General features: G+C 41.9%; 22 protein-coding genes and 1 pseudogene. 6 read left to right on the top strand and 17 right to left on the bottom strand.

Features of this window, described 5'->3' with window-relative positions:
- Nucleotides 1-49: 49 nt before the first annotated feature.
- Nucleotides 50-598 (bottom strand): hypothetical protein, encoded by a 549-nt coding sequence (locus NYE32_RS02835; protein WP_110980885.1) that lies wholly within the window; start codon nt 596-598, stop codon nt 50-52.
- A gap of 154 nt (nt 599-752) precedes the next feature.
- Entirely contained in the window at nt 753-2702 is a 1950-nt protein-coding gene (gene parE / locus NYE32_RS02830; protein ID WP_110980886.1) for a DNA topoisomerase IV subunit B, read from the bottom strand.
- A gap of 137 nt (nt 2703-2839) precedes the next feature.
- On the opposite strand from parE, the gene plsY reads away from it, so the two are divergent.
- The gene (gene plsY / locus NYE32_RS02825; RefSeq protein ID WP_060971328.1) at nt 2840-3481 is read left to right on the top strand and encodes a glycerol-3-phosphate 1-O-acyltransferase PlsY; all 642 of its coding nucleotides are present in this window, start codon (nt 2840-2842) and stop codon (nt 3479-3481) included.
- A gap of 116 nt (nt 3482-3597) precedes the next feature.
- Here the strand turns inward: plsY and NYE32_RS02820 are convergent, their stop codons facing one another.
- The 9 genes and pseudogenes from NYE32_RS02820 to NYE32_RS02780 form a co-directional block, all read right to left on the bottom strand.
- Nucleotides 3598-3975 (bottom strand): helix-hairpin-helix domain-containing protein, encoded by a 378-nt coding sequence (locus NYE32_RS02820; protein ID WP_037601495.1) that lies wholly within the window; start codon nt 3973-3975, stop codon nt 3598-3600.
- Nucleotides 3976-4049: 74 nt separating this feature from the next.
- Nucleotides 4050-4304 (bottom strand): DUF1912 family protein, encoded by a 255-nt coding sequence (locus NYE32_RS02815; protein WP_002886199.1) that lies wholly within the window; start codon nt 4302-4304, stop codon nt 4050-4052.
- Nucleotides 4305-4416: 112 nt separating this feature from the next.
- Nucleotides 4417-5367 carry a homocysteine S-methyltransferase gene (gene mmuM, locus NYE32_RS02810; protein WP_156685468.1) on the bottom strand — a complete coding sequence of 317 codons (951 nt, stop codon included), beginning with the start codon at nt 5365-5367 and terminating at the stop codon, nt 4417-4419.
- Nucleotides 5368-5378: 11 nt separating this feature from the next.
- A pseudogene (locus NYE32_RS02805) lies at nt 5379-6755 on the bottom strand (amino acid permease).
- 127 nt (nt 6756-6882) lie between these two features.
- Nucleotides 6883-7482 carry a ribosome biogenesis GTP-binding protein YihA/YsxC gene (yihA, locus tag NYE32_RS02800; protein ID WP_002885996.1) on the bottom strand — a complete coding sequence of 200 codons (600 nt, stop codon included), beginning with the start codon at nt 7480-7482 and terminating at the stop codon, nt 6883-6885.
- A 9-nt stretch (nt 7483-7491) separates the two neighbouring features.
- A complete protein-coding gene (gene clpX, locus NYE32_RS02795; protein ID WP_002890340.1) occupies nt 7492-8718 on the bottom strand; it encodes an ATP-dependent Clp protease ATP-binding subunit ClpX in 1227 nt (408 codons plus the stop codon).
- A gap of 17 nt (nt 8719-8735) precedes the next feature.
- Nucleotides 8736-8906 (bottom strand): hypothetical protein, encoded by a 171-nt coding sequence (locus NYE32_RS02790; protein WP_002886174.1) that lies wholly within the window; start codon nt 8904-8906, stop codon nt 8736-8738.
- A gap of 4 nt (nt 8907-8910) precedes the next feature.
- The gene (locus NYE32_RS02785) at nt 8911-9414 is read right to left on the bottom strand and encodes a dihydrofolate reductase (RefSeq protein ID WP_156685467.1); all 504 of its coding nucleotides are present in this window, start codon (nt 9412-9414) and stop codon (nt 8911-8913) included.
- Nucleotides 9415-9522: 108 nt separating this feature from the next.
- On the bottom strand, nt 9523-10383 hold the full coding sequence (locus NYE32_RS02780; RefSeq protein ID WP_060971323.1) for a thymidylate synthase: 861 nt from the start codon (nt 10381-10383) through the stop codon (nt 9523-9525).
- Between the two features lie 472 nt (nt 10384-10855).
- Between NYE32_RS02780 and NYE32_RS02775 the strand changes: the two genes are divergently transcribed.
- From NYE32_RS02775 to NYE32_RS02755, 5 genes are all read left to right on the top strand, one after another.
- Nucleotides 10856-12022 (top strand): hydroxymethylglutaryl-CoA synthase, encoded by a 1167-nt coding sequence (locus tag NYE32_RS02775; protein WP_156685466.1) that lies wholly within the window; start codon nt 10856-10858, stop codon nt 12020-12022.
- 1 nt (nt 12023) lies between these two features.
- Nucleotides 12024-13295, top strand: a complete 1272-nt coding sequence (locus NYE32_RS02770) for a hydroxymethylglutaryl-CoA reductase, degradative (RefSeq protein WP_155198093.1) — start codon at nt 12024-12026, stop codon at nt 13293-13295.
- Between the two features lie 168 nt (nt 13296-13463).
- Entirely contained in the window at nt 13464-13913 is a 450-nt protein-coding gene (locus tag NYE32_RS02765; protein WP_156685465.1) for a DUF1836 domain-containing protein, read from the top strand.
- Nucleotides 13906-14583, top strand: a complete 678-nt coding sequence (locus NYE32_RS02760) for a hemolysin III family protein (RefSeq protein ID WP_002886236.1) — start codon at nt 13906-13908, stop codon at nt 14581-14583. The genes NYE32_RS02765 and NYE32_RS02760 overlap by 8 nt, the downstream gene beginning before the upstream one ends.
- Before the next feature lie 56 nt (nt 14584-14639).
- On the top strand, nt 14640-14831 hold the full coding sequence (locus NYE32_RS02755) for a PspC domain-containing protein (RefSeq protein WP_002886147.1): 192 nt from the start codon (nt 14640-14642) through the stop codon (nt 14829-14831).
- A gap of 72 nt (nt 14832-14903) precedes the next feature.
- Here NYE32_RS02755 and NYE32_RS02750 read toward each other — a convergent pair whose 3' ends face one another.
- The 6 genes from NYE32_RS02750 to NYE32_RS02725 form a co-directional block, all read right to left on the bottom strand.
- Nucleotides 14904-15962: a DUF3114 domain-containing protein gene (locus NYE32_RS02750; RefSeq protein ID WP_155198092.1), complete on the bottom strand. Its 1059-nt coding sequence runs from the start codon at nt 15960-15962 to the stop codon at nt 14904-14906.
- 29 nt (nt 15963-15991) lie between these two features.
- Entirely contained in the window at nt 15992-16930 is a 939-nt protein-coding gene (locus NYE32_RS02745) for an alpha/beta hydrolase (protein ID WP_156685464.1), read from the bottom strand.
- 48 nt (nt 16931-16978) lie between these two features.
- Nucleotides 16979-18925, bottom strand: coding sequence for a threonine--tRNA ligase (gene thrS, locus NYE32_RS02740; RefSeq protein ID WP_002890325.1), 1947 nt, complete (start codon nt 18923-18925; stop codon nt 16979-16981).
- Nucleotides 18926-18969: 44 nt separating this feature from the next.
- Nucleotides 18970-19365, bottom strand: a complete 396-nt coding sequence (locus NYE32_RS02735) for a hypothetical protein (RefSeq protein ID WP_156685463.1) — start codon at nt 19363-19365, stop codon at nt 18970-18972.
- Nucleotides 19366-19823: 458 nt separating this feature from the next.
- The gene (locus NYE32_RS02730; protein ID WP_156685462.1) at nt 19824-21146 is read right to left on the bottom strand and encodes a glycosyltransferase family 4 protein; all 1323 of its coding nucleotides are present in this window, start codon (nt 21144-21146) and stop codon (nt 19824-19826) included.
- The gene (locus tag NYE32_RS02725; RefSeq protein WP_060972445.1) at nt 21147-22145 is read right to left on the bottom strand and encodes a glycosyltransferase; all 999 of its coding nucleotides are present in this window, start codon (nt 22143-22145) and stop codon (nt 21147-21149) included. It abuts the gene before it with no gap.
- Nucleotides 22146-22168 lie beyond the last annotated feature (23 nt).

The following is a 22168-nucleotide window of genomic DNA, read 5'->3' as shown; positions in this document are numbered from 1 at the left end:
TACTTGAGGATAGTAAAGTATGAAACTTAATACCTTAGATAACATAGGTCTACCTCACATTGTCTTTTCCTGACTCAGCCATATAGTCTTTATTTTTTTCGTTTTCCTTTCTTCCTATTATAGTTTGAGCAATACCACTTGCCGCTAGGAGGATAAAAATAAAGTACATGGATGAATTTGGGAGAAATTCCAAAGCCCCTTGTAAAAAAAGCAGGTTGAGGAAAGCCAGTAATGTGGCGAAGAAACTATTAATCGCTAATAAGATTGAATAATTGGTTTGAAAGCGTGTTAAATGTAGAAGACTTTTTATAAAAGCTATTAGTGAGAATGGTACATAAAACACTGAAAAGACCATCAGATAGTAAAAAACAAATAATAAGCCTGAGAATGGACTACCAAAATAAGAATAGAGAGGATTATCCACCACGAAGATTATGAGGGAAACTATAGATAGGAGAAAAAGGATCAAAAAGCGTGTTTTTATAGGTCGTATGCCATAAAAAATTAAGTATATGGTAGAAACAATAACCATAAGAATAATAGCCGGAACAGCTACATCTGCATGGTAAGCTAGGTAATCGATAACATTAAAATCCATTTATCTACCTCCATTGATTTCTAGTCAATGACTCTGCAAATAGTTAATAAACTATGTAAAAAATAATTAACTTAATTTTTATAAACCCTAGTATCTATTGATAGTAAGCGCTCTCCCTAACTCTATCTTATTACATTCCCTTCTGGCCTGCAACTTAAAATGCGCCGCTTTCTTCCAAGGTAAATTTAACGTTATCTTCAATCCATTGACGGCGTGGTGCCGCCTTATCTCCCATAAGAACTGAGACACGACGTTCGGCACGCGCTAGGTCGTCAATAGTTACTCGGATAAGCGTTCTGGTCTCTGGATCCATAGTTGTCTCCCAAAGCTGGTCAGCATTCATCTCACCAAGCCCCTTGTAACGCTGGAGAATAGCTCCACGACCAAATTTTTGACGAAGTTCTTCAAGTTCCCCATCCGTCCAAGCATATTCGACAACTTCCTTCTTACCTTTCCCTTTGGACATCTTGTAAAGAGGAGGCAGAGCGATATAAACGTGTCCTGCTTCCACTAGTGGACGCATATAACGATAGAAGAAAGTAAGAAGCAAGGTCTGGATGTGAGCTCCATCGGTATCGGCATCGGTCATGATGATAATCTTGTCGTAGTTAATATCGTCAAGGTTAAAGTCAGCTCCAACTCCAGCACCGATAGTATAAATCATGGTATTGATTTCTTCGTTTTTGAGAATGTCTGCCATTTTGGCTTTCTCAGTGTTGAGGACCTTCCCTCGAAGAGGAAGAATGGCCTGGAATTTACGATCACGGCCTTGTTTGGCTGAACCGCCGGCAGAATCCCCTTCGACCAGATAAAGCTCATTTTTCTTAGCATTTTTAGACTGGGCTGGCGTCAATTTTCCTGACAAGAGCCCCTTGTCTTTTTTATTTTTCTTGCCATTTCGACTGGCATCACGAGCTTTTCTGGCAGCTTCACGGGCATCACGGGCCTTGATAGCCTTACGCACCAAGTTAGAAGCCAAATCTCCATTTTCCATAAGGAAGTAGGTCAAATGCTCTGAAACGATGCTATCCACAATGGGACGAGCTAAAGGAGATCCAAGTTTGTCCTTGGTTTGGCCCTCAAACTGAAGGTGTTCCTCAGGAACTAAGAGCGAGATAACTGCTGATAAGCCTTCTCGATAATCTGACCCCTCAAGGTTCTTATCCTTCTCTTTGAGAAGACCTGTTTTACGTGCATAGTCATTAAGAGCCTTGGTAATGGCAGATTTGAAGCCCGTTTCGTGGGTACCTCCGTCCTTAGTACGGACATTATTGACAAAGGAAAGGATATTGTCAGAGTAACCGTCATTATACTGAAGGGCTAATTCCAAGTGGAAATCCTGCTGGTCCCCATCAATATAGATGACTGGTGTCAGTGTTTCCTTGTCCTCATTCAAGTAAGATACAAAGTCTTGAACCCCATTTTCATAGTGGAATTCTTCACGAACTTCTTCTTCGCCACGCAAGTCTGTCAATGTCATAGTGACATTCTTAAGAAGGAAGGCTGATTCTTTGAGACGTTCTGAAATGGTGTTAAATTTGAAGTCAGTCGTTGAAAAGATACTAGCATCAGGCATAAAGGTAACTTTTGTACCTGTCTTAGATTTAGGTGCCTTGCCGATTTTTTCAAGTCCTGTTACAGGGTGACCCCCATTTTCAAAACGCTGACGATAAACACTACCGTCACGGGTAATTTCAACCTCAAGCCAGCTAGATAGCGCATTAACAACTGAAGACCCCACACCGTGAAGACCACCAGAAGTCTTATAACCACCCTGTCCAAATTTACCACCCGCGTGGAGAACAGTGAAAATAACTTCAACTGTTGGTTTACCCGTGGCATGCATACCTGTCGGCATCCCACGTCCAGAGTCAGAAACAGAAACGGAACCATCCTTATTTAGAGTGACAGCGATGACATCACCAAAACCAGAAAGAGCTTCATCGACCGCATTGTCGACAATCTCCCAAACTAGGTGGTGAAGTCCTGTTCCATCCGTTGAGCCAATATACATTCCTGGGCGCTTGCGAACCGCATCTAACCCTTCTAGTACCTGAATGGCATCATCATTATAATTATTTACATTTATTTCTTTTTTAGCCAAGAGTGACCTCCAAAATTTTCATCCTTATTATTTTATAAGTTTTCAGAAGAATTTGCAAAAGAAATCAAGAAAGTCCAAAAGATATCTTAAGGCTGACTGACTTTGTCAATTACTAGGCTGTATGCTATAATTATCTCATGAAAATCTTATTGTTAATCCTAATCGCCTACTTGTTAGGTTCCATTCAGACCGGCCTCTGGATTGGGAAACTATTCTTCCATACCAATCTTCGTGAGCACGGCTCTGGAAATACTGGAACAACCAATACCTTTCGTGTTCTAGGTAAGACTGCTGGTACCATCACCTTCTTGGTTGATATGTTCAAGGGGACCTTGGCTGTTCTGCTACCTATCTGGCTTGGTGTTACAGAGGTTTCACCTCTAATCATTGGTTTCTTTGCCATTATCGGACATGTTTTTCCAATCTTTGCTGGATTTAAAGGTGGGAAGGCCGTTGCGACAAGTGCAGGGGTGCTTCTTGGCTTTGCCCCACTCTACTGTGTATTCCTGCTCTTGGTCTTTGTCCTAACACTCTATCTAACCAGCATGATTTCATTTTCAAGTGTCACTGCAGCAATTGTTGGACTTATTACCTTAGCTGTGTTTCCAGCCATCCATTTCTTACTAGATGGCTATGACCTTATTTTTACTGGGGTTCTTACCATCATGGCTTTGCTTATCATCTTCCGCCACACTGAAAATATGGGGCGCATCCGCAGGCATCAAGAAAACTTGGTACCTTTTGGACTTAATTTAACCAAACAAAATCCAAAGAAATAAACAGTCCAGACCTACTAACCACTAGATTTACTAGTGGTTTTCTTGTTTTCCTAATCAAGCAATACTTTCTAAAACAATAAAAAATCCGAAGGCTACACCTCGGATCTTTTTTAGGCTTAAGCTTTGAAGCTAACACCATTTTCTTTCAATTTTTTAACTGTCGCAGGTCCGACACCCTTGAGGGCAAGAACTTCTTCTTCAGTCACAGTAGCAAAAGCCTCTACTGAAGTCAAACCTTCATTATAAAGAGTTTCTACAAGGTTTGAACGAAGGCCTTCAACTTCTGGAAGTTCTGCGAAGGCTTCAAGACTAAGGTCTTTGGCTGCTACTTCTTCCTTGGCAACTGTCTTAGTTTCAGCAACAGGTTGTGGTGCTACTGGTGGCACTGGTGGAACAGGCGCAACGGGTGGAACAGGGGCTTTAACATTATTGAAAAGTCCTTGTTTTTTCAAACGGTGTTTAAAAGCTTTCTTTTTATTTTTTACTTTAGCCATGTTTAGTTTTCTCCTATTTTGATAGACGATACCTTTCTATAAAGTAGTATCGCCATTTTCTTTTTCATACTTTATTAATAGTGACGTTCCCCGAACAAGCCATCTGGCATATCATGGAAACCTTTGCCAGCACGATAGTTGGCAAACTTACCAATTAGGAAATTGTAAGCATCCAATTTAGCTTCATAGCGGTAACTTGCATCACGTGCACGTTCATCTCCGTCTTCTTCCCAGATTTTCTTGCTAGCGGCCAAGGCGGTTTCGTTTACTTTAACTTGGGTAACAACCCAGGCTTCGAAGTCTTTTAGAAATTCTTGTTCGTAGGTCATATTTTCCTCTTCATTTTAAAAACCAGCTTAACGCTGGCTTCATTTTCTACTGATAATGTGTAGAGCTCATAGCCTTACAATCTCCTATTATAACAAATAATTAGAAATTTGACTAGGTTCTAAACTCTTTATATAAGGCTTTAATGTCATTTGGACGTGTGCGGCAGCAGCCACCTAAAATCTTAACTCCAAACTGAGCATGCCAATCTTTACTATGTTCAACTAAGGTTAGAGCATCTTTATCCTTAGGTTTCCAAGTCTGCGTACTGCCATCATAAACCTCACCTGAGTTGGGGTAAGTAATGAGGGCTTTTCCAGCATTTTTAAGAATAGCAAGAGCCTGATCATAAAGAAGAGGCGAACTACAGTTGATTCCTAAAGCCAAGATTTGATCTGACTGGGAAACAAGCTTGGCAATCTCGTCTAAAGAAGTCCCATCACTGATAGTGCCTGATTCTTGGACTGTAAAACTGAGATAAGCTTCTGATTCTGGAAATTCTTCAGCCAGGAGTTCAATCAAGGCTTGTGCTTCTAAACGATTTGGAATAGTTTCCAAAGCTAGCAAGTCCACACCTTGATCTAGGAGAATTTGAATCCTAGGCCGATGAAACTCCTTAAGCTCCTCGATAGTAATTTGACCATAATCACCACTATACTCAGAACCATTAGCCAAATAAGCTGCGTAAGGACCGACATCTCCAGAAATCAAAGGATATGGTCGTTTTGCTTTCTCAGTCTCATCTAATGCTGTCCAAACCTTATCACGTGCAGCCTTTGCCAACTGAACTGTCAAGACAATAATCTGCTCTGCTTCTTTCTCAGTAAGTCCTGCCTCCATCAAGCCTGGCAAGGTCGCCTGATAAGACGATGTGGTAATCAAGTCAGCCCCAGCGGCTACATAGGTTTCGTGAATTTCTTGAATAACTTCTGGCTTTTCAAAAAGGTATTTGGCTGACCAGAGTTTGCCTGAAATATCATAACCCAAGCTCTCCATCTCTGTTCCTAGAGCTCCATGGAGGATAAGGGGAGATTTATTTTCCAAATAATCTTTAAATGTTGCCATACAAGGCCTCCTTACCATTTTTTAAAGCGAAGGTAGTGATAAAGGTAACAGAAAATCATGAAAGGAATACCGAAGTAAAGTCCCGCACGTTGTGAACTATCCCAAGCAATCCCATACACAGAAATGGCCAAGAGAACAATTGTGATATAAGGGAGGATTGGATTAAACGGTGTCTTATAGTCTAACTCGTCCTCAGAATGCTCTAGCTTCCACTGTTTACGGAAGTTGATTTGTGCCAAAGGAATGGAGAGCCAGACAACAACAACTGCAAAACCAGCGATTGATACCAAAGCTAGATAAACCGTATCTGCAGCATAGATACTTGAAAAGAGTGATAAAACTGCTCCTGCCATGGAAATCAAAAGGGCTGTCATTGGAACTCCATGTTTATTGATTTTCACTAGCTTTTTATTGAGCATTCCCTCATTGGCCAAAGACCAAAGCATACGGCTTGAAGCGTAGAGTCCCGAATTCCCAGCAGAAAGAATAGCTGTCAGGATAACAAAGTTCATGATGTCTGCCGCAAATGGAATCCCCATCTTGTCAAAAACATCAACGAAAGGCGCTGAAGATACCCCTGCTTCTTTCATGGGAAGAAGCGAAGCCAATACCACAATGGTCAAGACAAAGAAAATCACCAAGCGTCCAATGGTCGTTTTAATAGCACGTGGAACAGCCTCTTTAGGATTATCTGTCTCACCAGCTGCGATACCGATTAACTCTGTTCCCGAAAAGGCGTAGTTAACCGCCAACATGACTGACACAATGGCAAGACCACCATTTGGAAAGAGACCATTAGCCGTCAAATGCTTGAACATAATAGCTTCACGATGACCATCAAAGCTTACCAAACCAAACATAGCCCCCAGACCTAGGATGATAAAAACCAAGATAGCAATAACCTTTATAGAAGAAAAGAAAGATTCCGCTTCCGCAAAAGACCTTACGCTCAGAGCATTAATTCCAAAAATCACCAAGGCAAAGAATGCCGCAAACATCCAAGCCGGAACTGATGGAAACCAACGTTGCATCAGCATGGCCGCACCCAGAAATTCTGTTCCCAAGGCTACCGTCTAACAAATCCAATAAAGCCAAGCTACCGTAAAGCCGGTTCCCGGACTGATAAATTTAGTGGCATAGGTGTGAAAGGATCCCGTTACTGGCATAGCAACAGCTAGCTCACCTAATGAAAGCATGACTAAGTAAACAACGATAGCCCCCACAAGATAAGATAGTATCGCACCAAGAGGGCCTGCTTGTGCAATCGTATAGCCTGAGCTAAGAAAGAGACCGGTACCAATGACACCACCTAGCGAGAGCATAAAGAGGTGGCGTGAGGTCATCTTCCGTTGAAACTGACCTTCATTTTCATAATTATGGTTTTCCATAGATTCCTCCAATAGATGTAATAAAACAAGCTTATCACAATATCATCCCCTTGGATAATAGGTGGAAACTATCAAAGAGATAGACAAAAACTATCGCAAAAAAAACTCGGATTTCTCCGAGCTCTTTTTATAATTCTGCTAAAATCGTATCCCATGCTTCATCATAACCGTCACGTGTGACAGATGAAAAGACGATGAAATGGTCATTTTTATCGAAATTGAGTTTTTTCTTAATAATTGATTCGTGCTTGTTCCATTTTCCGCGAGGAATCTTGTCAGCCTTAGTCGCTACAACGATGACCGGAATTTCATAATACTTGAGAAATTCATACATTTGGATATCGTCTTGAGTTGGTTCATGTCGGAGGTCAACCAAGCTAACAACGACACGAAGATTATCTCGAGTCACGAGGTACTCCTCAATCATTTTGCCCCATTTGGCACGTTCTTTTTTAGACACACGGGCATAACCGTAACCTGGCACATCCACAAAACGAAGCTTATCGTCAATATTATAGAAATTAAGCAACTGAGTTTTCCCTGGTTTCCCAGAAGTACGTGCTAGGTTTTTACGACCAAGAAGTGTATTGATAAAGCTTGATTTACCAACATTCGAGCGTCCTGCTAGGGCAACCTCAGGGAGGTCATCTTGGGGATAGTGGCTCTTATTCGCCGCACTGAGCAAAATCTCAGCATTGTGCGTATTTAGGACTTGTTCTTCAGCCATAGAACCTCCTTATGCTGTTTCTAAAACTGGAGCAGCTGTGCCGTCAACGGCTTCTTTTGTAATACGAACCTTAGTAACATCTTCCTGACTCGGAATCTCAAACATGACATCCATCATGACTTCCTCAATGATAGAGCGAAGGCCACGCGCACCGGTCTTACGTTCAATTGCCTTACTTGCAATAGCTTCAAGAGCATCCTGGTCAAACTCCAGTTCAACCCCATCATAAGACAAGAGGGTTTGGTACTGTTTAACCAAGGCATTTCTAGGCTCTGTCAAGATACGAACCAAGTCGTCAACCGTTAACTGTTCAAGGGCCGCAAGGACTGGCAAACGTCCGATAAACTCAGGGATAAGACCGAATTTTTGAATATCTTCAGCCACAATTTCTTGCATGTATGATGAGTCATCATCAATTGCCTTATTATTTTGACCAAAACCAATGATTTTCTCACCAAGACGTTGCTTAACGATATCTTCGATACCATCAAAAGCACCACCAACGATAAAGAGAATATTCTTAGTATCAATTTGAATCATCTCTTGGTTAGGGTGTTTACGACCACCTTGAGGGGGAACGCTAGCTACTGTTCCTTCGATAATCTTCAAGAGAGCTTGTTGAACCCCCTCACCAGAAACGTCACGAGTGATTGATACATTTTCACCCTTTTTAGCAATCTTATCAATCTCGTCAACATAAATGATACCACGTTCCGCACGTTCGATATTGAAGTCTGCCGCTTGGATCAGTTTGAGGAGGATATTTTCCACGTCCTCACCCACATAACCTGCCTCTGTCAATGATGTTGCATCCGCAATCGCAAATGGAACATTCAAGCTACGAGCCAAGGTCTGAGCCAAGAAAGTCTTCCCTGAACCAGTTGGTCCAATCATGAGAATATTTGATTTTTGCAAATCCACATCATTGTCTTCACGACTTTCTGTGAAATTGATACGTTTATAGTGATTGTAAACAGCTACCGCCAAGGCACGTTTGGCACGGTCCTGCCCCACGACATAGTTGTTCAAAATATCTAAAAGTTCTTTTGGCTTCGGAGTTTCAGCCAAGTCAGCCAAAACTTCTTCTGCCATTTCCTCACGAATGATTTCTTGTGACAAGGCCACACATTCGTTACAGATAAAGACGCCATTCCCAGCGATAATTTTCTTTACTTCTTCTTGGTTTTTGCCACAAAATGAACAATAAACCATTTCTTCATTACGATTTCCAGCCATTTATTCCTCACTCTTTTCTAAAATAGGGTGCCATAGAAGGCGTGAATAGTATTGACAAGGTTAGTAAAAGCATTTAAAAAGAGAAAAACTGCTAACCCATAACGTTTCTTGCGAAAGGCAGGAATGGCAGAGAGTACACAAAGCACCCCCAATAATGCAGTAAATAACCCAAAAACACTACGTTGCATGAACCTAGTCTCCTTCTTTTTCATAGCGACTTATGCTAAAGTCGTAGGCATTTTTATCATCCTTGACCACGCGGTCACGTGATACCTCTTTAAATGCCGTCATATCTAGTTGTGGAAAATACGTGTCTCCCTCTAAATCAGCCTCAATAGTTGTCTTGATGAGTGCATCATAATGTCCATCAAAAGCCTTGTAGACACCAGCACCACCAGCAATATAGAGATCCTTATCTTGCTGTTCGAACCAAGCCAGAGCTTCCTCAACACTCGTAACGGTCGTCACACCCTCACAGTCGAATTCCTTGTCTCTTGTCAAAATCAAGGTTTCACGTCCTGGTAGGCAACGACGGTTCATGCCATCAAAGGTCACACGTCCCATGAGAATTGCTGAGCCCATGGTCGTTTTCTTGAAATGTGCCAGCTCAGCAGGCAAGTGCCAAGGCATGGTGTTATTCTTCCCAATAACATGGTTATGAGCTTCCGCCCAAATAGCAATGAGTTGTTTAGACACAGTATTTCCTTTTCTTTTTAAGTTTACAATCCATTCTAACAAAAAAAGAGAAAAAGAGCTTGGAAAAAACTTTGCCAGCTCTTTATGGGCTTAAATCATAAGCATTTATTAAATTGCTAAGTCAAATTTGAGTTGAGGTTTAACAGGCTCATAGTCAACCAATTCAAAATCTTCTGGTTTGATATCAAAGAAATTCGTTCCATCAGGAACATTAAGGACCAAGCGTGGTTGGCAATCAGACGGCTGACGCTTGAGAAGTTCTTCGGCTTGCTCAAATTGATTGTCATAAATATGGAGGTTGTTGATAAAATAAAAGAATTTACCAACTTTCCAACCAAAGTGCTTAGCAATCATCATCTGAAGGGCCACATACTGCATGGCATTAATATGATGAGCCACCAACATATCGTTAGATCGTTGCGTCAAAGTAGCATCCAAATAAATGTCCTCACCCACACGACGAACGTCAAACATGGTTTGGAAGGCACAAGGCTGAAGTCCTGCTGTCTCCTCGAAGGCCTCGTAATCCCAAAGAGAGATGACATTACGGCGATTCCATGGATTAGCCTCCAACTGAGCCAACAAACGGTTAATAATATCGTGCTTCTTAACGACCGCCCCATAACGCTGACCAATCGAACGCTTGTCCCCATTATTGGCAGGTACGCCTTCAACTTCCCAGTCATTCCAATAATGCACATTATACTTGTCTTCAAGGACATCTAGGCTATTTGACTGGTCTTGGTAAATCCAAAGCACTTCTTTGATAGCAGATTTGATAGCGATAGGACGAAGAGTGGTAATTGGAAACTCTCCCTTGCTCAAGTCATATTCTGCAAAAGACCCGGTGATGTATTTGGAATTGGCTGTTGTGCCATCCTTATATTTAGGACGTGCTTGCTCCGACCAAACACCCTCTTCCATGATTTTAGTGATATTTTCTTTAAATATAGTGTCTGCTTTTGTCATGATTTTCCTCTTTATTCAATTGAAAACAAAGTATTTTTTGAGACTTTCCTTAAATGATTACGGACGTCTGCGAACTTCTTCGAAGTTCCAAGACTAATTTTTGAGCCTATGGTCTCAAAAATTCCGAGTGTCTGTAAACAAAACACTTTATTTACAGACACTTATCTCACAGCGGAAAGTCTCACTTAACGCTCGCAATGATTTCAATATATAACAACAATTTTACTTTTCTAACATAGCTAAAAAACTAGTAGAGTGCCATTTCAATTTTACCCTATTCTGCTTGAAATGAGAAACAAAAGGGTCATGTTCCCCAAAGGAAAGTCTTGTGAAATCCTCTAGTTCCTATCGAAACAGAAGATATAACTAACTATCAAAGTTTTTTCAAGGAGAAAGTGCTCTTTTATGGTAAAATCACTATAGATTAGTATTCTCTGGATACTCTACAATGAAGAAAAAAAGGAAACATCATATGTCTATTGGAATTGATAAGATTGGTTTTGCGACCAGTCAATATGTTCTAAACATGGCTGATCTCGCTCTTGCCCGTGGGGCGGAGCCTGAAAAATTCAGCAAGGGTCTGATGCTTGATGCAACCAGTATTACGCCGATTACAGAAGATATCGTGACGCTTGCCTCTGATGCGGCGGCTGATATTTTAAATGACGATGACAAAAAAGCTATCGATATGGTCATCGTGGCTACTGAGTCTTCCATTGACCAGTCAAAGGCTGCTGCTGTCTATGTTCACAGTCTTTTGGGGATTCAACCTTTTGCCCGTTCTTTTGAAATGAAGGAAGCTTGTTATGCTGCAACTGCTGGACTTAACTATGCTAAATTGCACGTGGCAGCCCACCCAGAGAGCAAAGTTCTAGTTATCGCTAGTGACATCGCTCGCTATGGTGTCGGATCTTCAGGTGAATCTACTCAGGGAGCTGGTGCTGTAGCTATGCTAGTCAGTCAGAATCCACGTATTTTAGAGCTTACTGATGACAATGTAGCACAAACTCGTGATGTCATGGACTTCTGGCGCCCAAACTACAGTTCAACGCCTTATGTTCAAGGCATCTATTCAACCAAGCAGTACCTTGACAGCTTGAAGACAACCTGGGCAGCTTACCAAGAGCGTCATCAGGCTGACTTTGCTGATTTTGCCGCTTTTTGTCTCCACCTTCCTTATCCTAAGTTAGCTCTTAAGGGACTTAATAAAATCATTCCAAAAGATTTGAATCCCGAGAATAAAGAACGTTTGACAAGTAACTTTGAAGCCTCTATTACCTATAGCCGCCAAATCGGAAATATCTATACAGGCTCACTTTATCTTGGCCTCCTTTCTCTACTTGAACAGTCACAAGACTTTAAAGCCGGAGACAAGATTGGCTTCTTCTCTTACGGTTCTGGAGCTGTTTCTGAAATTTTCTCAGGGCGTCTGGTTGAGGGCTACAAAGACCTGCTTCGTACGGACCGCCTAGATACCTTTGCCAAGCGTCAACAACTAAGCGTTGCTGATTATGAAAAACTTTTCTATGAAGAGGCGCAGTTGGATGACACTGGCTCTACTCATTTCGCTAATTACCAAACCGGAGCTTTCCGTTTAGCTGAAATCTCTGAACACCAACGTATCTACAAAGGAAATTAATATGACTAAACTCTCTTGGACTGGTTTTTCCAAGAAGACACCGCAAGAACGTAAAGAGCATTTGAAAAAAAATGCTCTTTTGTCTCAGGAAAATCAAGATCTTCTGGATAAGGACCAACAACTCACCCTTGAAACAGCCAATCAAATGGCTGAAAATGTTATTGGTCGATTTACACTTCCCTTTGCCATTTGCCCAGATGTATTGGTAGACGGTGTGACCTATCAAGTTCCCATGGTTACCGAGGAACCTTCAGTTGTGGCTGCTGCTTCCTACGCTAGCAAGCTCATTAAGCGTTCTGGTGGTTTCACAACTACAATCCATGACCGTCAAATGATTGGCCAAGTTGCCCTCTTTGACGTTCCTGATAAGGCTGCTGCCTCAAGCAAAATTCAAGCAGCCAGTCAGGACCTCATAGAGATTGCCAAAGAGGCTCATCCTTCTATTGTTAAGCGTGGGGGTGGCCCTCGCAGGCTCTGGACTGAGGCTAAGGGAGACTTCCTCATTGTCTATCTAGCCGTTGATACCCAAGAAGCCATGGGAGCCAATATGGTCAACACCATGATGGAAGCACTGGTGCCAGAACTGGAAAATCTCTCAGAAGGTCAAAGTCTCATGGCCATTCTCTCAAATCTTGCCACCGAGAGTCTAGTGACAGCAACTTGTCGTCTTAGCACACGCTTCCTCAGTCGTAACAAGGAAGACGCTCATGATTTTGCTAAGAAAATGGAGATGGCTAGCCAGTTGGCCCAGGTGGACCCTTACCGAGCAGCAACCCATAATAAGGGAATTTTCAATGGTGTCGATGCCCTAGTTATCGCGACTGGAAATGATTGGCGAGCAGTTGAGGCCGGTAGCCATGCCTATGCTAGCAAGGATGGTAGCTACCGTGGCCTGTCCACATGGACTTATGACCAGGAGGCTAAAGAATTGGTGGGAGAATTAACCCTCCCCATGCCAATTGCAACCCGTGGCGGTTCAATCGGACTTAACCCTAGTGTTTCTATCGCCCACGACTTACTTAACCATCCAGATGCCAAAACCCTAGCTAGTATCATCGTTTCTCTTGGTTTGGCACAAAATCTGGCTGCTCTCAAAGCTCTGACTTCAACAGGAATACAGGCAGGACATATGAAACTCCAAGCCAAATCCCTGGCTTTGTTAGCTGGGGCTAGTCCTGAAGAAATGCCTCAAGTTTTGGCTGAACTTCTCAAGGCCAAACATATGAACCAAGAAACTGCACAAGCAATTTTGGAGAAACTCAGAACCCCATAAGAAGTGATTCAAAAGCATAAAAAATCACTCTGCCTTATCACATAAAAAATAAAGATGTTGGAAATTTTATCTCAACATCTTTTTCATATCTCACAAGTTCTGACTTGACTTGAATTTCTATAATGTTATAATCTAGTTATGAAAACTAGATAAAGAGGTTTTTATAATTTGACAACACAACAATACCCTCTCTGGGAAGAATTACCAGAGATTGAACTCTATTTGGATCAGGTTTTGCTCTATGTCAACCAGGTCACCCAAAGTACTTTGGGGCCAAACGACAAGGGGCTAACCGCCTCTATGGTCAATAATTATGTCAAACATGGCCATGTCGCAAAACCCATCAAGAAAAAATATAATGCTGCTCAGGTAGCTAGACTTATTGTCATCACTAGTCTGAAGACTGTCTTTGAGATTTCTGAGATTGCTAAAACCTTGGAAATCCTACATTCAGATGCTGAAAGTCAAAAGTGTTACTACAATGACTTTGTGGCCTGTATGAATGGTCAGTTTCCCCAAGAGGCTCCGCAAGTCATACTCTCAGCCTGTCAGACACTTCAATGCTACCGAGCTACCCATCAACTTTTGAACGACCTTGAAGGAGGAAACAATGTCTAATACTGCTACTTTTAATACTTCTCCCAACCTCAAACTCAGTAAAAAACTTAGCTTTGGTGAGGAAGTGGCTAACAGCGTGACTCACGCCGTCGGTGCTGTGGCCATGTTGGTCTTACTGCCAATTACTGCTGTTCATGCCAACAACGGCTACGGCATGACTGCTGCGGTCGGGATGTCTGTTTTCGTTATCAGCCTTTTCCTCATGTTTTTGAGCTCAGCCATCTACCATGCTATGGATTACAACTCACCCCACAAGATGGTTCTAAGAATTATTGACCACAGCATGATTTATATCGCCATTGCTGGAAGCTACACCCCTGTTGCCCTCTCATTGGTTGGCGGTTGGCTAGGTTATAGTATCATCATCCTCCAATGGGGAACAACCATTTTTGGTATTCTCTATAAAATTTTTGCTAAAAAAATCAATGAAAAGTTCTCCCTCTTCCTCTATCTGATGATGGGATGGTTGGTTATCTTTATCATTCCAGCTATCGTCACTAAGACAGGACCAGCCTTTTGGGGGCTCATGCTTGCAGGAGGATTGTCATACACGGTTGGGGCAGCTTTTTATGCTAAGAAAAAACCATACTTCCACATGATTTGGCACCTCTTCATCATGCTGGCTTCGGCTCTGCAATATCTGGGTATCGTCTACTTCATGCTTCCTTAAGCTAATACTAGACCACAAGTTGTTATGGTATAATAAGGCATACGGAGGTAAATCATATGAAAAAAGAACTCAGACGAGATCCAAACAACAAAATCATTGCCGGTGTTTGTTCTGGTATCGCTAAATATCTTGATATCGACCCTGTCATTATTCGCCTCATTTGGGCTGCAGCGATTTTCTTATTCGGAACAGGCTTTCTTTTCTACATCATTTGCTGGATTATTATCCCAGAAGAAAGCAAGTGGTAAGTTATCATTGAATATACAAAAAGTGATACAGATCTAAATTCTTACCATTTAGATTTGTATCACTTTCTTTTTTTATTTTCTCAAGCGGAAAATCAAATAGCTGACATTAACAAGGAGTAAAACACTCCAAAGAATGAGAAAGGGAATATTTCCTCGGACAGCATTGTGCCAAATACCTAGGGCGTATAAGGCCATAAAGACTAGTGAGCCTAGAACTGCTGTTCCCTTATTGTTTTGTGGTTGTTTAGACATATGAACCTCCTTTGATTGCTTGGTCTGATCCGGTTTAAAGCCATAAACCAGAGCGAGAAAAAGTCTGGCTTGGCGTTTGACATCATTTGCCAAAGACCTATGAGACTGGGCATAGATACCTTTTGGATTGTAGAAAGATTTATCAAACTGTTCAGGCGCTTGCTGTCCCCAACGTTTTTTCAATTTGTTGGGTGAACGAAAGCCCCTAGTCATTCGATTACGAAAATCAGGGTCATGTGGTTGGACCGGCTCCACATCCAGTTGCCAGTGGCGTTTGAAATTACCATAGTTAAAACTGGCACCATTAACCACCCCACTCTCGGTCACCTGCTCCGCATCGACCTCATTTAGAAAATTTCCCTGACTATCCAGAATAAACTCAATCCGATTATAGAGAAGAATTTTTAGATTAACACTTGGAATCCCATCAGGATAAACCGCCTTGCCATCACAGATAGAAACCTTCTGGTGCAAACGTCCCTGATCAAACATGGTGAAAGGCTTCCATCTCAGATAGACAGCCAAAGCTTCTTTATCTGTCATCCCTGGCTTTTTATAATGCGTTCGCACATACTGGGCCTGTTGACTAGAAATCAGGTAACGTAGCTGATGGATTTGTCTCTCAATAGAGGAATTCTTAGACAAACTATCACCAGGAAAAGCCAGGTCTACCAATTTCACGACATCCTTCCAGAAGGAATCATGCGGTGCTAAGTCAGGATCGAAATAAGATAAAAGGTGTTGGGTTTCTTCAAGCTCCCCCGATAAGTCCTCTGGCATCCCTATATAAGCTAGCAATAGCTTTAGCACCTGCAATGGTTGGTAGTCCCTTTGCCAGTCCTTCCATAAGTGTCGAAAGGCTTTTGAACCAATGAGCATCACATCTCTCCTCAATAACATACGTAAATTTAATCAATCGTCTCTTTGATGAACTCCTCTATCTTTGCTGCTACCTCTTTGGTCTGATAGTGATAAAGATAATGCGGGGCATCATAAAAAGTCACTTCGATATTTTTCTGGTCCTTTGCAAAGCTAGACGCATAATGCCGCCAGTCCTCCTGGCTAAAACCAGTACCCTCACCATTCGAGACCATCAGTAAGGTTGGAATTTGTGAATCAATGCTAGAAGTAACCTTTTTCGCATTGTCCTTAACAGACAGGCTCTCATTTAACATAGCCTTTGACAAAATTTGACGATAGGCTATCCGTTGATAGAGGCGGCGGTCACTACTACTGAGATTGGCATTAGGCACATATAAGCGACTCGGTAAATACCTTAATAGGCCTAATTGACTTCCCCAACGAGACATACGTAAGATCTGAGGGTGCATTTTTAAATGAGCGTAACTTTCTGGTAGGGCCCAATCTAAACCAATGATAGCTTTCACTTCACTAGGGTATTTTTCCTGCCAAAGAAGTGTCTCTAAGGAGGCCATCGAATGAGAAAGGATAATGTAAGGACCTGACACATGGGCCTTGGCTAGGGCTTGACGTGTCTCTGAAAGAACCTCAGAAACATCTCGGGACTTGGATGTGTCCTCACTGTAACCATAGCCAGCCCTTTCAACAACGACTATCTTATACTGCTTCGAAAGCCCATCATACAAGTCTTTAAAATCTAGAATGGGAGAGGCTGTTCCAGCACCAGAAAGAAAAACTAGAGTTTGTGGCCCCTCCCCCTTTACAAAGACGCTCATGTCATGGCCATTAACAGACACCATTTGCCCCATAGGGTTGAGAGAGGCCTTTTCTCTTTGCAAGGCTAATCTATGATAGATAAAGCTAGCCAGCAACAAGACTAGAACTGCTCCCATCAGAAATAAAAGTCTTTTCATAAAAACATGCATGGTTTATCCTACTAAAAAGTCAGTTAGCTTAGCTAACCGACCCTTTTTCTATTCGGCATCTGGGCGTGATTTGCGAGCGATATCAGCAAGGATATTTTCTACAAATTCTGACACAGCTTCTGTATGTGTTTGTTTTTGTCCATAACGACGAACGTTAACAGTTCCGTCTTCCATTTCCTTATCACCAACAATCAATTGGTAAGGAATCTTTTGTGTTTGAGACGCACGAATCTTGTATTGCATTTTCTCGTTACGTTCATCCACTTCAACACGGATACCACGGTCACGAAGTTGTTTAGCAACTTCCCAAGCGTAATCTGTGTGGGCTTCATTTGAAACTGGGATAACAGTCACTTGTTGAGGTGCCAACCAAGTTGGGAAGGCTCCTTTATAGTTTTCAATAAGGATAGCTGTAAAGCGTTCCATTGTTGAGATAACCCCACGGTGAATCATAACTGGACGGTGTTCTTCCCCATCAGCTCCGATGTATTTAAGGTCAAAGCGTTCTGGAAGCAAGAAGTCCAATTGGATAGTAGAAAGTGTTTCTTCATTACCAAGGGCAGTCTTCACTTGGATATCAAGTTTTGGACCGTAGAAGGCAGCTTCACCTTCTGCTTCAAAGTAGTCGAGTTCCATGTCATCCATGGCTGATTTCAACATGCTTTGAGCATTTTCCCACATTTCATCATTGTCAAAGTATTTGTGAGTATCTTTAGGGTCGCGGTATGACAAACGGAAACGATAGTCAGTCAAGTTGAAATCTTCGTAAACGTCGATAATCAATTGAAGCGTACGTTGGAACTCATCTTTGATTTGTTCAGGTGTTACGAAAGTATGACCATCATTAAGTGACATTTCACGCACACGTTGAAGTCCTGTAAGAGCACCAGATTTTTCATAACGGTGCATCATACCAATTTCAGCGATACGGATAGGCAATTCGCGGTAAGAGTGCACATGGTGTTTGTAAACTTCGATGTGGTGAGGACAGTTCATTGGACGAAGGACAAAGGCTTCACCATCTCCCATATCCATTGTTGGGAACATATCTTCACGGTAGTGATCCCAGTGACCTGAAGTTTTATAAAGTTCAACTGAAGCAATTGGTGGAGTGTAGACGTGTTGGTAACCTGCTGCTACTTCCTTGTCCACGATGTAGCGTTCCAAGACACGACGGATTGTCGCACCGTTTGGCAACCAGAATGGAAGACCTTGACCAACCTCTTGAGAAATCATGAACAAATCAAGTTCTTTACCAAGTTTACGGTGGTCACGTTCTTTAGCTTCTTCAAGGCGTTTAAGGTAAGCCTTGAGATCTTTTTTATCGAACCAAGCTGTACCATAAATACGTTGCATCATAGCATTATCGCTGTTTCCACGCCAGTAGGCACCTGCAACATTCAAAAGGTGGAAAACTTGGATACGACCAGTTGATGGCACGTGTGGGCCACGGCAAAGGTCAACGTATTCACCTTGACGATAGATTGTCAAACCACCTTCGTCTTCTGAGTGTTCTTCAATCAATTCCAATTTATATGGGTCATTTTTGAAGATTTCACGCGCCTCGTCTTTAGTCACTTCTTCACGGATTGATGGGAAGTTTTCTTTAACGATTTTTTTCATTTCTTCTTCGATACGAGGAAGATCTTCGTTAGAAATTTGACCAGCTTCATTGTCAGTATCGTAGTAGAAACCATCTTCGATAGCTGGACCAACACCCAAGTGGATGTCTGGGAAGAGGCGACGAGCTGCTTGTGCAAACAAGTGAGCCGCTGAGTGACGCAAAATTGGAAGGGCATCTTCGTGATCAGGTGTCACGATTTCGATGCTTCCATCTTCAGTGATAGCACGAGTTGTGTCAATCAATTTGCCGTTAAATTTACCAGCAAGAGCTTTCTTAGCCAAAGAGTTGCTGATAGATTGTGCAATTTCAAAAGTTGTAACGCCAGATTCGAATTCACGAACAGCGCCATCTGGGAAAGTAATGTTAATCATAATTAAGATGTCAGAGCTCTAAAGGATGAGCCCCTTCTTCCTTTCTATTTAATGTTTTTGTTGTAATAGTTTGTTTCTAGGATGCTTTGCAATTCTGTCTTATGCCAACCTGCACCAATCATCATCTTGTTGACATTAAAGTCTAGCTCCCTATCATCAGTTAGAACGAAACGAAGTTTGTAACCAATGAAGAAACGTTTCTTAAACTGATAGGACCTAATCATCTCTTCAGGAAGTGTAGCGATAATCTTTCCTAATTTTCCTAAAGGAGTAATCGAGATAATGTAAACCTCTTTTTCTGTAAAAACAATAAGAAAATAGGCATTGGCTGTTCCACCAAGTCTTTGGGTAGCATAGATAACGTGCATAGTCTCAGCAAGACTAGGATCTACACCGTGATCAATCAAGTAGGCCTTGATAGCTTCATATTTGAACCCCATAAAATTCTCCCTCAACTAAATAGATAGTGTCACCTCGGTCTAAACAATCCTTTTAGTAATCAAAGAGAAAATATTTAGTCACAAAGTAAAGCTCTTCTATCTAAACTAGACATTCTAAAAATTGTAAAGCATACCAAACAATACAAAAAGCGACATCCTCAAAAGGACGTCGCAACGTGGTTCCACCTTAGTTCGTGTACGACAAAAAATGAGTTTGCCCTACACCTCTGATTGGCTCTAACGTGGCCACCGTTTTATGTTTGCATAAAAAGTTAATCGAGTAGTCCCAATCATGTCCTCTGCGTGATTCCCAGCGACACACGCTCTCTGAAAGATTTCCCATGACTGATATGTCTCTATGCGTTATTATAGCATGAAACTGTAATTTTTCAAGCTAATTATCTCTTTTATTAATCAATTCTAAGATTTTATCTGACTAGGAAAATCTGATAGCTTTCCTAATCCAAAAGTTTCGTGATATTTTTGATTTTCTTGACCTGTTTGGCTGATCCTTTGAGGATACGAACAGAACCATTAACAGGCAAGGTAATAGCCTTGGTTGGCAAGTAAGTCACCATACGCGTCAAGCGTTTCATGGTACTATCTTCACCATTCAAATCATTGTGGAAATCCTTAGAAATCGTGAGGTCCAAGTAGTACTCATAGACACGTTTTCCAAAGTTTTCTGCAGAAATTTCATAAAGCTTGTCGGCCCACTTAGTCTCGTCTTTTTCTGGCGTTGCAATGGCTGCTTCCAAAATGGCCCCAGCTAAATCATTATCATGATAATAAAGCGTTCCAAACATCTGGTCCGTAATCACATTATCCAAATAAGGATTTCCATGAGCAATAATCGGAGTACCGCTAGCCAAGGCTTCCAGATAGGTCAAACCCTGAGTCTCACTGGTTGATGCCGAGATGAAGAAATCAGCAGCCTTATAGTAAAGAGCTGTTTCGCCAGGTGCAATCATACCTGTGAAAACCACCTTATCCAGAATACCAAGTTTCTTGGCTTGAGACTTCAGGTCTGGTAGGTAAGGGCCATCGCCAGCAACAACTAACCGAACCTTATCGTCTTCCTCTAAAACCGAAGGTAGAGCCGCCAGAACTGCTTGGATATTTTTCTCATAAGAGACACGAGACAAGCTCAACAACATGGTTTCATCCGAAGCAATACCAAGCTTGGCTCTCAAGTCCGCCACATCTTCCTCAGTAAGCTCTGGACGCTGGAATTTTTCAAGTTCAATGCCTGTTGGAATGACCCGTTTTTCAGCAGCAATCTTGTACTTGAGTAAAAGGTCATAAACAATCTCGCTCGGACAGATAACCCCATCCAGATCGCTCATAAAACCACGAACAATGTACTTAACCATGCTCGGTCGAATAACCATACCTTTAGCAATATAACGGACATAGTCTTCATACTGAGTATGATAGGTATGCACAACAGGAATCCTGAGTTCACGTGCAATGGCAATTCCTAGCAGACCTAATGAAAACTCTGTCTGCGTGTGAATAATATCAAGCTTGTACTGTTTTGCAATTTCTAGAGCCTTAGAAAAGCCACGATAAGCCACTCGGCGATCCTTAAAAGCAAAGAAAGGCACACTCGGAATACGGACAATCTGCCAGTCTTCATAGCGGTCAACATCTCTATCAGTCGTGGTAAAGATAAAGACTGTATGCCCCATTTTTTCCAACTGCGTCTTCAGTGTGCGAATACTGGTCGCAACACCTGATACCTGTGGAAAATAGGTATCTGTAAACAATCCGATACGCATTTAAATCTCCAATACTTCTTTGTAGGCTTCAACAAGTTTTTGGGCGACATCATCAATCGAGCGACTTTCCGCAACCTTGTAACCTTCTTCACGTTTGTCCACTTTACCATCGATAATATCTTGCAAGGCTACTACAAATTCGTCCACGTTATGCCCAAATGAGGCAGAGTTGTCATCAACCCAGCCCTCATAAACAGGAATATCACGCAAAACCACATGTTGGTGACTGGCAAAGGCCTCTAGCACTACGATTCCTTCAGTTTCCTCGTAGGACGGAAAAAAGAAGGCGTTAGCACCACTCATAGCTCCCTGGAAGACGGCTCCCTTAAAGTAACCTGGGAAGCTGACATTATCAGGATGCTTACCATTGACAATGTCTCGAATCTTCTTAGGAATCAGCCATTTGCTGATACTACCTAACCAAATGAAACGAACATGAGGCATCTTTTCGGCCACCTTGACGAAGTCTTCAATTCCCTTGCGTTGGAAATAAAGACCCGCACAAATAACCACTGGCTGTCCTTCCTCGATACCAAAGTAGTCTCGGAAAACTTTTTCCTTACGTGGATCCTTACCGTATTTTTTTAGATCAATCCCATTTGAAACAGCAATGATTGGTGTGGTAACTCCGTAAGACTGAATCAATTTTTTGGAATACTCAGATGGTGTAATCACGTAATCGGCCTTTTGATACATGTGGGCCAAATATTTCCCAAAAAGTGGGGCCAAAAGGTTAGAACCGATGAATGAATTCTCAAAGTCTTCACGTGTCGAATGACCATGCATGATGACCTTCTTGCCACGGCGTTTTGCAGCATGCAACAACATCAAGCTACGTGGACCATAAGTATTAATATGAACGACATCGTAATCACCCAAGATGTCCGTTGTATAGGGAATCCCCGCCAAGTCCAAGGCATGCATCTGATGGTGGAGAGCCCGTCCGATTCCTGATTTTTCAAGAACCGATTTTCCTTCAAGATAAAGTAGAACTTTCATACTCTTCATTATAGCTTAATTTA

Origin of the sequence: Streptococcus sp. FSL R7-0248 (assembly GCF_037967965.1) — a bacterium.
In the GTDB taxonomy this organism is placed as follows: Bacteria; Bacillota; Bacilli; order Lactobacillales; family Streptococcaceae; genus Streptococcus.
The sequence above is the reverse complement of the archived record's forward strand: the minus strand, read 5'-3'. Positions and strand labels throughout refer to the sequence as shown.

What these genes read in the sequence shown, in the direction of transcription:
- NYE32_RS02755 (WP_002886147.1), top strand. Translation starts at nt 14,640, where the DNA reads ATGAAAAAAGAACTCAGACGAGATCCAAACAACAAAATCATTGCCGGT.
- NYE32_RS02770 (WP_155198093.1), top strand. Translation starts at nt 12,024, where the DNA reads ATGACTAAACTCTCTTGGACTGGTTTTTCCAAGAAGACACCGCAAGAA.
- NYE32_RS02760 (WP_002886236.1), top strand. Translation starts at nt 13,906, where the DNA reads ATGTCTAATACTGCTACTTTTAATACTTCTCCCAACCTCAAACTCAGT.
- NYE32_RS02735 (WP_156685463.1), bottom strand. Translation starts at nt 19,365, where the DNA reads ATGGGGTTCAAATATGAAGCTATCAAGGCCTACTTGATTGATCACGGT.
- NYE32_RS02750 (WP_155198092.1), bottom strand. Translation starts at nt 15,962, where the DNA reads ATGCTCATTGGTTCAAAAGCCTTTCGACACTTATGGAAGGACTGGCAA.
- NYE32_RS02730 (WP_156685462.1), bottom strand. Translation starts at nt 21,146, where the DNA reads ATGCGTATCGGATTGTTTACAGATACCTATTTTCCACAGGTATCAGGT.
- plsY (WP_060971328.1), top strand. Translation starts at nt 2,840, where the DNA reads ATGAAAATCTTATTGTTAATCCTAATCGCCTACTTGTTAGGTTCCATT.
- NYE32_RS02745 (WP_156685464.1), bottom strand. Translation starts at nt 16,930, where the DNA reads ATGCATGTTTTTATGAAAAGACTTTTATTTCTGATGGGAGCAGTTCTA.
- NYE32_RS02835 (WP_110980885.1), bottom strand. Translation starts at nt 598, where the DNA reads ATGGATTTTAATGTTATCGATTACCTAGCTTACCATGCAGATGTAGCT.
- mmuM (WP_156685468.1), bottom strand. Translation starts at nt 5,367, where the DNA reads ATGGCAACATTTAAAGATTATTTGGAAAATAAATCTCCCCTTATCCTC.
- NYE32_RS02775 (WP_156685466.1), top strand. Translation starts at nt 10,856, where the DNA reads ATGTCTATTGGAATTGATAAGATTGGTTTTGCGACCAGTCAATATGTT.
- yihA (WP_002885996.1), bottom strand. Translation starts at nt 7,482, where the DNA reads ATGGCTGAAGAACAAGTCCTAAATACGCACAATGCTGAGATTTTGCTC.
- NYE32_RS02815 (WP_002886199.1), bottom strand. Translation starts at nt 4,304, where the DNA reads ATGACCTACGAACAAGAATTTCTAAAAGACTTCGAAGCCTGGGTTGTT.
- NYE32_RS02780 (WP_060971323.1), bottom strand. Translation starts at nt 10,383, where the DNA reads ATGACAAAAGCAGACACTATATTTAAAGAAAATATCACTAAAATCATG.
- thrS (WP_002890325.1), bottom strand. Translation starts at nt 18,925, where the DNA reads ATGATTAACATTACTTTCCCAGATGGCGCTGTTCGTGAATTCGAATCT.
- NYE32_RS02820 (WP_037601495.1), bottom strand. Translation starts at nt 3,975, where the DNA reads ATGGCTAAAGTAAAAAATAAAAAGAAAGCTTTTAAACACCGTTTGAAA.
- NYE32_RS02790 (WP_002886174.1), bottom strand. Translation starts at nt 8,906, where the DNA reads ATGCAACGTAGTGTTTTTGGGTTATTTACTGCATTATTGGGGGTGCTT.
- clpX (WP_002890340.1), bottom strand. Translation starts at nt 8,718, where the DNA reads ATGGCTGGAAATCGTAATGAAGAAATGGTTTATTGTTCATTTTGTGGC.
- NYE32_RS02725 (WP_060972445.1), bottom strand. Translation starts at nt 22,145, where the DNA reads ATGAAAGTTCTACTTTATCTTGAAGGAAAATCGGTTCTTGAAAAATCA.